The organism is Micrococcus sp. KRD096 (genome assembly GCF_017168495.1).
Classification (GTDB): Bacteria; Actinomycetota; Actinomycetes; order Actinomycetales; family Micrococcaceae; genus Micrococcus; species Micrococcus luteus.
Genome location: NZ_JABFAY010000016.1, coordinates 144,017 through 153,858, shown reverse-complemented (window position 1 = coordinate 153,858; position 9,842 = coordinate 144,017). Strand labels below are relative to the sequence as shown.

The following is a 9,842-nucleotide window of genomic DNA, read 5'->3' as shown; positions in this document are numbered from 1 at the left end:
GCCATGTCCGCACACCTCGCCGAGCTGATCGAGCGGGAGGGCACCTTCGCGTTCGCCGTCGAGCAGGGCGGGGAGCTGGTGGGGCGCACGAGCCTCTATGACCTGGTACCGGGGCTGCGGGTGGAGGTGGGGCACACGGTCTACGCCCGTCGGGTGTGGGGCACCTCCGTGAACCCCGGCTGCAAGCTGCTGCTGTTCGGGCACGCGTTCGAGGAATGGGCGCTGGAGCGGGTGGCCCTGCGCTGCGACCACCGCAACGCCCGTTCACACGCCGCCATCGCCCGCCTGGGGGCGACGTTCGAGGGCACTCTGCGCCGCTTCCGCCCGGCGGCGGACGGCACGATCGCCGACGTCGACTACTTCAGCGTGGTGCGCGAGGAGTGGCCCGCGGTGCGCGCTGGGCTCGACGCGCGCCTGGCCGCCTAGAGGTGTACAACGTCCCAGGAGGCCCCGCCCCATGCAGCTCGACCTGATCGTGGAGAACGCCTGCCTCATCACCGGCGACCCCGCCCGCCCGTCGGCCTCGCGGCTGGGGGTGTGGCGGGGCGTCGTCGTCGGGGTGGACGAGGAGCTGGACGGCCTCGCGACGCGCGAACGCCTCGACGCGCGAGGGCGCACCGTCCTCGCCGGGTTCAACGACGCCCACGCGCACAGCGTCTGGTTCGGCCAGTCCCGGCTGGACGTGGACCTCGAGGGTGCGCGCACCGCGGAGGAGGTCCACCGCCGGGTCCGCGCCCGCGCCGCCGAGCTCGACCCCGGCGCCTGGGTGACGTGCACCGGCTTCGACCCCGGCCACCTCACCGGCCCCCAGCCGGACCGGGACAGCCTCGACGCCGCCGCCTCCGGGCGCCCCGTGCTCATCCGCCACAACACGGGCCACGCCGTCACGGTGTCCGGGGCGGTGCTGGTCCTGGCCGGCGTGGGGGAGCAGGTGCTGCAGCAGCCCGAGGGCGGGCGGATCCTCACGGACGCCGCCGGCCGGCCCACCGGCCTGTTGGAGGAGACCGCCATGAGCCTGGTGACCCGGCTGCTGCAGCCGGAGTCCCACGAGCACATCGGCGCGTGCCTGGCGCGGGCCTCGCAGGAGTACGCGGCCGAGGGCATCACCTCGGTGACGGATGCGGGGGTGGCCGGCGGGTGGATCGGGCACAGCCCGCTCGAGTTCGGCGCGTATCAGCGCGCCCGGGACGCGGGGCTGCTGCGCACCCGCTTCCAGACGATGGTCACCCTGGACGCGCTGCACCCGGTGGACGGCCATCCCGACGACGGCACGCACCTCACCCTCGACGCCGGCGTGCGCACGGGCGTGGGCGACGAGTGGCTGCAGATCGGGCCGGCGAAGGTGTTCACGGACGGGTCGATGCTCGGACAGACCGCCGCGATGACCGAGGACTACTGCGGCCACGGCCACGGCCGCGGCTACCTGCAGCAGGACGCGGGGGAGATGCGCCGGGCGTGCCTCGGTGCGGCGGCCGCCGGATGGGCGCTGGCCCTGCACGCGATCGGCGACGCCGCCCTCGACTTCGCGCTCGACGTGATCGCCGAGGCACGGGGCCGGTTCGGCCGTCCCGTGATGCCGCACCGCGTGGAGCACGGTGGGGTGGTCCGCGACGATCAGGTGGCCCGCATGGCCGAGCTGGAGGTCGTGATGGCCACCCAGCCGAACTTCATCAGCGCGTTCGGCGGGTCGGTGCGGGAGCGGATCGGGCCGGAGCGGGCCGTGCTGTCGTACCCGGCCGGACGGCTGCTGCGCGCGGGCCTGGTGCTGCCGGGCAGCTCGGACCGGCCCGTGGCCGGCGGCCGCCCGCTGGAGGTCATCCAGGACTTCGTGCTGCGCCGCACCGAGACCGGCGAGCAGTACGGCCCGGACGCGGAGCGGCTCACCGTGGCCGAGGCCCTGCACGCCTACACGGTCGGCTCCGCGGAGGCGACCGGCTGGGGCGGCCGCAAGGGACGGCTCGTCGCAGGCCAGCTCGCGGACTTCACGGTGCTCAGCGAGGACCCTCGCGCGGTGCCGAGCGACCAGATCGCGGCGATCGACGTCGTCGCCACCGCCGTGGGCGGGCAGTTCGTGCACGGCGGGCTGTGACGCCCGGCCCCGGCCCCGGCGCCCCGCGACGAGCCCTGCGATATGGCCCCTAAACGCGTGGTTTAGGGGCCATATCGCAGGGCTCGTCATCCAGGGGAGCGGGTGGGGCACGTCCGGTGACCCGGGGATCAGCCGTGGCGCCGCCGGGGGGCTGCTCCCTACGCTCGGAGGACGGCGCGCAGACCGCGCGTCGCCCCGAGACCGTGAGGAGCACCCCGTGGCGCACGACGACGCGAACACCACCACCACCGACCAGCTCACCCTGCAGGACCCCACGAAGCGCTACCCCGTGATCAGCCCGCCGGAGCAGTCGCTGCCCGGCACCGGCCTGGACGCGGAGATGACGCCGAAGGCCGACCTGGGTGAGAAGTCCTACCGCGGCACCGGCCGTCTCGAGGGCCGCAAGGCGCTCATCACCGGCGGTGACTCCGGCATCGGCGCGGCCACCGCAATCGCGTTCGCGCGCGAGGGCGCCGACGTCGTGATCACCTACCTGCCCGAGGAGGAGAAGGACGCCCAGCACGTCCTCGAGGTCCTGCAGGCGGAGGGGCGCACCGCCGTCGGGATCCCCGGCGACCTGCGCGACAAGACGTTCTGCGCCGACCTCGTGGCCCAGGCGGTCGAGAAGCTCGGCGGGCTGGACGTGCTGGTGAACAACGGCGGCAAGCAGGTGGCGCAGGACTCGATCGAGGACATCGACGACGAGCAGCTCGAGGCCACCTTCGACATCAACATCCTGGCCCAGTTCCGCCTGGTCAAGGCCGCCCTGCCGCACCTGAAGCCGGGCTCCACGATCATCAACACCACCTCCGTGGTCGCCTACATGGCCCCGGAGCAGCTGGTGGACTACTCCGCCACCAAGGCCGCCATCAACACCTTCACGAAGGCCCTGGGCCAGCAGCTGGCCCCGAAGGGCATCCGCGTGAACGCCGTGGCGCCCGGTCCGATCTGGACCCCGCTGCAGCCCTCCGGCGGCCAGAAGCCGGAGGCCCTGCCGGAGTTCGGCCAGTCCACTCCGCTGGGCCGCGCCGGGCAGCCCACCGAGCTCGCCCCGGCGTACGTGTTCCTGGCCTCGCCGGAGTCCTCCTATGTGGTGGGCGCAACCATCCCGGTGACCGGCGGCATGCCCACCCCGTGACCGGAGCCGGGCGTTCCTGTCCCTGGGCGGTCACACCACCAGGGACAGGAAGGCGCCGAGCGCGAAGCCGACCACGGTGAGCAGCCCGGCCCTCTCCCCGCCCTTCTCGCGGGCCTCGGGGATCATCGTGTCGATCAGCATGACCAGCAGGGCGCCGGCTGCGAAGCCCTGGATGCCGCCGGTCAGGGCGGGGGAGGCGACGTCGGCGATCAGCCCGCCGCCCCACGTCGCCAGGGCGCAGACCACCGTCACGAGCGACCACTGGATCAGCAGGTGGCGGCGCGTCTTGCCGCCGTCGAGGGAGTCGGCCGTGGCGGCGATGGACTCGGGCAGGTTGGACATGAAGATCGCCACGAGCAGCGCGAGGGACACGCCCTCGCCCGCGGCCAGCCCGATGCCCAGCACGAGCTGTTCCGGGATGCCGTCCAGCAGCGCGCCCACGGTCAGCGCCGCACCCGAGGACGAGCCGCCGGACCTCGCGGCGGAGCGCTCCACCGCACGGTCGCCGAGGAAGTAGGCGGCCGCGCCGAGCGTCAGCCCGATGCCGACGGCGGCAGGTCCGGCCGCCTGCACGCCCGCCTCCGCGAGCTCGAAGGACACGGACGCGATCAGGGCGCCGGCGCCGAAGGCGAGCACGAGTCCGATCGTGCCCATGTGCCAGCGGCGCAGGGTCGCCAGGACGGCGCCCACGAGCAGGGAGGACGCGGCGACTGCGCCCCACATCAGGGTCATCACGGCAGCCAGGCTACGCGCTGACCGGGGACGACGCCGGGCCGCCGCCTCAGCTCACCGCACGACCTCGGCCGCCTCGCCCGTGAGCCCGAGCTTCTCCGCCACGTAGTCCACGTCCTTGTCCCCGCGGCCGGAGAGGTTGACGAGGATCCGCTCGTCCCGGCCCATCTGCGGGGCGAGGCGGATCGCGTGCGCCACGGCATGCGCGGACTCGAGCGCGGGGATGACGCCCTCGAGCCTCGTGAGTCGCTGGAACGCGTCGAGCACGGCCGCGTCGTCCTCGGCCACGTACCGGACACGGCCGACGCTCGCGAAGTGGGCGTGCTGTGGACCGACGCCCGGGTAGTCCAGGCCCGAGGCGATCGAGTGCACGGGGTCTGGGGTGCCGTCGTCGTCGGCGAGGACGAGGGTGGCCATGCCGTGGAGGACGCCGTCGCGGCCCTGGGTCATGGTCATCGCGTGCTCGCCCTTGGCCGCGGAGCGGCCGCCGGGCTCGACGCCCACGAGCGCGACGTCGGCGTCGTCGAGGAACGCGGTGAACGCGCCGATCGCGTTGGAGCCGCCGCCCACCGCGGCGACGACGGCGCTGGGCAGCGCCCCGAACCGCTCCTGGAACTGGGCGCGGGCCTCGCGGCCGACCACGGACTGGAAGTCGCGGATCATCGTGGGGAACGGGTGCGGGCCCACCACGGAGCCGATCGCGAACAGGTACTTCTCCGGGTTCGCCGCGTACACCTCGAACGCCGAGTCCACGGCCTCCTTCAGGGAGCGGCCCTCGCGCTCCACCGAGACGACCTTCGTGCCGAGCAGGCGCATGCGCACCACGTTGGGGTGCTGCTTGGCCACGTCGATCGCGCCCATGTGGATCTCGCAGTCGAGGCCGACCATCGCGGCCGCCGTCGCCAGGGCCACGCCGTGCTGGCCGGCGCCGGTCTCCGCGATCAGGCTGCGCTTGCCCATGCGCTTGGCGAGCAGCGCCTCGCCGATCGTGTGGTTGATCTTGTGGGCGCCCGTGTGGTTCAGGTCCTCGCGCTTGAGCACGATCCGTGCGCCGCCGAGCTCGTCGGAGAGGCGGTCCAGCGGGGTCAGGGGGGAGGGGCGCCCGACGGCGTCGCGCAGCAGGCGTCGGTATTCGGCGTAGAACTCGGGGTCCTGGCGCGCCTCGGCGTACGCGCGGGCGACCTCGGCCATGGGGCCGGCCAGCTGCGGGGGCAGGTGGGCGCCGCCGTACTGGCCGAACATGCCGTCCGCGGAGACGTCCAGGTCCGGGGTGGTGACGAGGTCGCAGGCCTCGGCGAGGGTGCGGGGCTCGGGGGCGCCTCTCAGGGCGTTGTCCTCGGGGTTGCGGTGGGTCATCGGGGGTCCTCCTGGGATGGGGCCCGCCGGAGCCGCTCATGACCGAGTCGCCCGGCAGGCGAGCGGCTCGTCGTGTCAGATGCGCATGACCGGGGCCGCCCTCAGGCGGTCCACCACTGCTGCGCGTGCATCTGCATGGGGCCAGCGTACTGCACGTCGGGGGAGGCGTGAGTCTCACCATGTGGCTGCAAATCTCAGAATATGGACGCCGCTCCCCGTCTCAGTGAATCGCGATTCACCCTGGATCCATGACCATCACCGCCGTCGACACCCCGTCCCTGACCGCCGAGGCCGCCGCTGTGCTCGCCGCCACTCCGGGCATGCGGTACGCCGAGTTCCTCACCGCCGCCCCCGCAGTGCCCGGCATCGTGGCCGTGGTGGCCGAGGAGTCAGCCCGTGCCGCCCTGGGCCTCACCCCCGCCGCCGGTGACGTCCTCGCCGTCGACGTGGCCGACGAGAGCCTGCAGTGCCGCGAGGTGCGCGCCGCCTTTCAGTCCGGTCGTACCGGCGTCTCACCGCTGCGCCAGGCGTTCGCCGCCCTGCTGGCGGGCGAGCTCGGCCTGGATGTGGAGCGCACCAGCCCGGGTGCGGCGGGGGTGGGCTTCGCCCTCACCCCGGAGTCCGAGGAGACGCTCACGGCGTGGATGCGGGAGCACCTGACGCTGCGCGCCTGGGTCGCCCAGGACGCCTCCGCCCTCGAGGGGGTCGCCCGAGAGGTGGCCGCCGATCTCGCCCCGGCCCTGCAGCCGGGCGCTCTGGAGGCCCCTGTGGCGCAGCGGGTCGCGGCCATGAGGGCCTCCGCCCGCCGTTCCGCCACGCTCTGAGCCGGCCGGGCGCCGGAGGCGACGCCCTCGTCCGTGGCACTCGGTCTCGTCGTGCCGGGAGATCGCCCCCAGTCCGCTGACAGGATGGGTGCATGAAGCACGAGATCGTCCTCACCCGCGGGGAAGGGGCGTCCGGGCGGGCGACCGCCCTGCTGTTCACGCTCGCGGTGGCCGCCGGCTCCGTGATGCCGCTGCAGGGCCGCATCAACTCCCGCCTCGCCCACCTGACGGGCGACCCCGTCCTCGCCGCCCTGTGCTCCTTCGCGGTGGGCCTGGTCGTCATGGTGCTCGTGAGCGTGCTGACGCCGCGGGGCCGCCGGGGCCTGGCCCGCATCCGCCCGGCCCTGGCCGCGGGGTCCGTGCGCCCGTGGTACGCGGTGGCGGGCGTGATCGGCGGGCTCCTGGTGCTCACCCAGTCCGCGACGATCGGTCCCCTCGGCGTGGCTGTGTTCACGGTCGCCGTGGTCACCGGGCAGGTGGTCGGCGGGATGGTCGTGGACCGGTTCGGGCTCAGCCCCGCCGGGGTGCAGCGCCTGACGCCGCGGCGCCTCACGGGGGCGGCGCTCGCCCTGGCCGCGGTCGCCCTCGTGGTGTGGCCCTCGCTCGGCGAGGCCGGCGGCGGGCCCGGCTGGGCGCTGCTGGCCCTGCTGCCCCTGCTGGCCGGTCTGGCCACCGCCGGACAGCAGGTGTTCAACGCCCGTCAGACCACGGCCTACGGCACCGCCATCCCGGCGACCCTGGTCAACTTCACCGCCGGCGTCCTCTTCCTCGGGATCGTGTGGGGCGGGATCGCCCTGGCCTCCGGCCACGGCCTGCCCGCGCTGCCGCATGACTGGCGGCTCTACCTCGGCGGCCCGCTGGGGTGCGTGTTCATCGGGGTGGGGGCCATGGTCGTCCCGCGCCTGGGCGTCTTCGCCGCCACCCTCGGCCTGGTCTCGGGCAACCTCCTGGGCTCCCTGGTGGTGGACCTGGTGGCCCCCACCGACGGATCCACGGTCACCACGACGACGGTGCTGGGCACCCTGGGCGCCCTCGCCGCCGTCACGCTCGCGTCCTGGCCGGCGCGGCGCCGGTAGCGCCGCCCGCGGCGGCAGGCCGCCGTCACCGCCCGGGACTCAGGCGCGGGCCACGGTCTCCCGCCGCCCGTGCCGGCGTCCGTGCATCACGAAGTAGTACCCGGCGGCGACCACCAGCACGCCCGCCAGGGCCGCGTACATGGCGCCGTAGCCGGCTGAGGCCACGAGCCCGCCGAGGAGCACGGGGCCCAGGCCCAGCCCCACGTCCGCGAACAGCATGAGGGTGGAGATGCCGGCGCCGAGCTGGTGGGAGGGCACCGCGTTCACGGCGATCGCCTGGGCCGCGGGCATGAGCGTGCCGTAGCCGAGGCCGCTCAGCGCCCCGGCCAGCACCACGTGCCCGTCGCGCGTGGCGAAGGCCAGCACCAGGAGCGCGGCCGTGAAGCAGAGGAGGGCGGGGTAGACGACGGCGTCGTCCCCCCGGCGGTCCTGCAGGGTGCCCAGGGTGAGGCGCATGACGAGCATCGCCGCGGCGTAGGCCAGGAAGAAGAGGCCGGCGCCGGCTGTGAGCCCGCGCTCCACCGAGTAGGCGTTCAGGTAGGTGAGGATCCCGGCATAGCTCAGGCCCACCAGCAGCATGAAGCCGCTGATCGGCAGCACCGCCGGGTGCAGCACGGAGCGCAGGCGGAAGCCCACCGCGGGGGCGGGGTGCTCCAGGGGGGCCTCGCCGGCGGCGCGCTCGCCGTCGACGCCCGCCGCGGCGGGCGCCTCGCGCACCAGCAGGCCCAGCACGAGGCTGACCACCGTGATCCCCAGAGTCGCCCGGAACAGCCACGCGTAGCCGATGGAGCCGGCGAGGAAGAGTCCCAGGGCGGGGCCGATCGCGGTGGCCAGGGTGGTGCCCAGCGCGAGGTGGCCGGTGGCCTCCGCGCGTCGCCCGTCGGGGATGGCCGCCTGGGCCAGGGCCATGACGGCGGTGCTGGCGAAGGCGTAGCTGGCGCCGTGGAGCATGCGCACCGCCACGAGGGCCGGCAGCGAGGAGGCGACGAGGTAGAGCGTGCAGGACAGCGCGACGGCGACCAGGGCCACCACCAGGACGCGGCGCTTGCCGAAGCGGTCCACCACGTGGCCGGTGACCACGCGGCTGAGGGTGGCGCCGATGACGAAGGCGCTCGAGGCCAGCCCCGCCCCGGCGTCCGAGGCGGCGAACTGCCGGACCGCGTACACGGCCATGGTGGTGACCAGGGCGTAGAACGCGAGGAACTGGAGGAAGGAGACCACCCAGGCGAGGACGAAGGTGGGGGAGGCGATGCGTTCCTGCTCGGCGATTTGCATGATGCAAAAGGTAGCATCGTTTGCATGATGCAATTACCTGAGGGGGCGTGGGCCGACCCGGTCGAAGGGATCATGTACGAGCACATGCTCCTGCTGCGGGTGGCCGCGCAGGGGGTGGCACCCTACGGCCGGTCGAGTGCGCTGGAGCGCAGCGCCACCGTGCTGCTCGCCCGCCTGGAGGCGGGCGGGGCCATGAGCGTCGCCGAGCTGGCCGAGGCCTTCGACCTCGACGTCTCCACCGTCCACCGGCAGGTGGCCGCCGCCATGAAGGCCGGCCTCGTCGAGCGGGTGGCGGACCCCGACGGCGGCTCCGCCCGGCTGCACCGTCCCACGGAGGAGGGACGCGCCCGCCTTGCCGCGGAGCTGAGCTCCCGGGCGGACAACGTGGCGCAGATCGTCTCCTCCTGGCCCGCCGAGGACGTCGTCGAGTTCAGCAGGCTCCTGCGGCGTTTCAACGAGGGGGCGGAGGAGCGCCGGGGCCACCCGTGGCCCCGGCCGCAGACGGGCCCCGGTGCGGAGGCCCCCCGGCCCTGAGCGCCGCGCCCGCCCTCAGGCGCGACGGATGCGGGCGGCCAGCGCGGCCGACTCCGCCGGGTCCAGCACGGCCGCCGGATGCGGCCCCGCCGCGGCGAGGCGTTCCGTGCAGCCGGCCTCTCCCAGCGGCGCCCCCGCGGCCAGCACGACGTTGCCCCAGTCCAGGCGCTCCAGCATCCCCTGGTCCGCGAGCGTCCACGGGCCGGGCACCCCGGCCTCGGCGGCCGCCTCCTCGAGGGCGCCCAGCTCGGCGCCCAGGAAACGCAGGCCGGCGTCGTCGCCGATGTTCACCAGCAGCACCCCGCCCGCCGTCAGCAGCTCGAGCAGCTCCTCGTAGAACACGGCGCCGCGCAGGTGCTCGGCGCCCTCCTCGCCGGTGCCGATGTCCAGCACGACGGCGTCGAACCGCTCCCCGTCCATCGCGAGGTCGACGGCGGCCAGGCGCGCGTCCGCGACCACGGAGACGAGGTCCGTGCCCGCCGGCAGGGGCAGCTCGGCGAGCACGAAGGACACGAGCTCCCGGTCCAGGTCGACCACCGTCTGCTCGGAGCCGGGCCGGGTCGCCTGGAGGTAGCGCGGCAGGGTCAGCGCGCCCGCGCCGAGGTGCAGGACCCGCACCGGCGCGCCGTCGGGGGAGGCCGCGTCGAGCACATGGGCCATGCGGCGCAGGTACTCGTAGCGGATGCGAGCGGGGTCGGCCAGGTCCACGTGGGACTGGACGGCCCCGCCGATCTCCAGGACGAACCCGCCGAACTCGTCAGGGGTGATGCGGGCGTCCACGCCCGACGTGGACAGGTGGACGGTGTGGCCGGAGGGGG

General features: G+C 74.5%; 10 protein-coding genes. 6 read left to right on the top strand and 4 right to left on the bottom strand.

Annotation, left to right across the window (positions count from 1 at the left end; genetic code table 11):
- The 3 genes from J1M41_RS07860 to J1M41_RS07850 all read left to right on the top strand — a co-directional run.
- Positions 1-426 (top strand): GNAT family N-acetyltransferase (locus tag J1M41_RS07860; RefSeq protein ID WP_206451488.1); only part of this gene is annotated, 426 nt, incomplete at its 5' end.
- 31 nt (positions 427-457) lie between these two features.
- Entirely contained in the window at positions 458-2,089 is a 1,632-nt protein-coding gene (locus J1M41_RS07855; RefSeq protein ID WP_206451487.1) for an amidohydrolase, read from the top strand.
- Between the two features lie 217 nt (positions 2,090-2,306).
- On the top strand, positions 2,307-3,227 hold the full coding sequence (locus tag J1M41_RS07850) for an SDR family oxidoreductase (protein ID WP_161788149.1): 921 nt from the start codon (positions 2,307-2,309) through the stop codon (positions 3,225-3,227).
- 30 nt (positions 3,228-3,257) lie between these two features.
- On the opposite strand, the gene J1M41_RS07845 is transcribed toward J1M41_RS07850, so the two are convergent.
- Together J1M41_RS07845 and trpB are read right to left on the bottom strand one after the other, a co-directional pair.
- Positions 3,258-3,959, bottom strand: coding sequence for a ZIP family metal transporter (locus J1M41_RS07845; protein ID WP_241247853.1), 702 nt, complete (start codon positions 3,957-3,959; stop codon positions 3,258-3,260).
- A gap of 54 nt (positions 3,960-4,013) precedes the next feature.
- A complete protein-coding gene (trpB, locus tag J1M41_RS07840; protein ID WP_206451486.1) occupies positions 4,014-5,315 on the bottom strand; it encodes a tryptophan synthase subunit beta in 1,302 nt (433 codons plus the stop codon).
- Between the two features lie 248 nt (positions 5,316-5,563).
- Here trpB and J1M41_RS07835 point away from each other — a divergent pair, with 248 nt between their 5' ends.
- Both J1M41_RS07835 and J1M41_RS07830 read left to right on the top strand, forming a co-directional pair.
- On the top strand, positions 5,564-6,139 hold the full coding sequence (locus J1M41_RS07835; RefSeq protein ID WP_069941221.1) for a hypothetical protein: 576 nt from the start codon (positions 5,564-5,566) through the stop codon (positions 6,137-6,139).
- Between the two features lie 92 nt (positions 6,140-6,231).
- Entirely contained in the window at positions 6,232-7,215 is a 984-nt protein-coding gene (locus J1M41_RS07830) for a DMT family transporter (RefSeq protein ID WP_241247837.1), read from the top strand.
- A 39-nt stretch (positions 7,216-7,254) separates the two neighbouring features.
- On the opposite strand, the gene J1M41_RS07825 is transcribed toward J1M41_RS07830, so the two are convergent.
- Positions 7,255-8,490 carry an MFS transporter gene (locus J1M41_RS07825; protein WP_206451485.1) on the bottom strand — a complete coding sequence of 412 codons (1,236 nt, stop codon included), beginning with the start codon at positions 8,488-8,490 and terminating at the stop codon, positions 7,255-7,257.
- Between the two features lie 24 nt (positions 8,491-8,514).
- Here J1M41_RS07825 and J1M41_RS07820 point away from each other — a divergent pair, with 24 nt between their 5' ends.
- Positions 8,515-9,024, top strand: a complete 510-nt coding sequence (locus J1M41_RS07820; RefSeq protein ID WP_206451484.1) for a MarR family winged helix-turn-helix transcriptional regulator — start codon at positions 8,515-8,517, stop codon at positions 9,022-9,024.
- Between the two features lie 15 nt (positions 9,025-9,039).
- On the opposite strand, the gene J1M41_RS07815 is transcribed toward J1M41_RS07820, so the two are convergent.
- Positions 9,040-9,842, bottom strand: an 803-nt coding sequence (locus J1M41_RS07815; RefSeq protein WP_241247836.1) for a fused MFS/spermidine synthase, incomplete at its 5' end; no start/stop codon positions are given.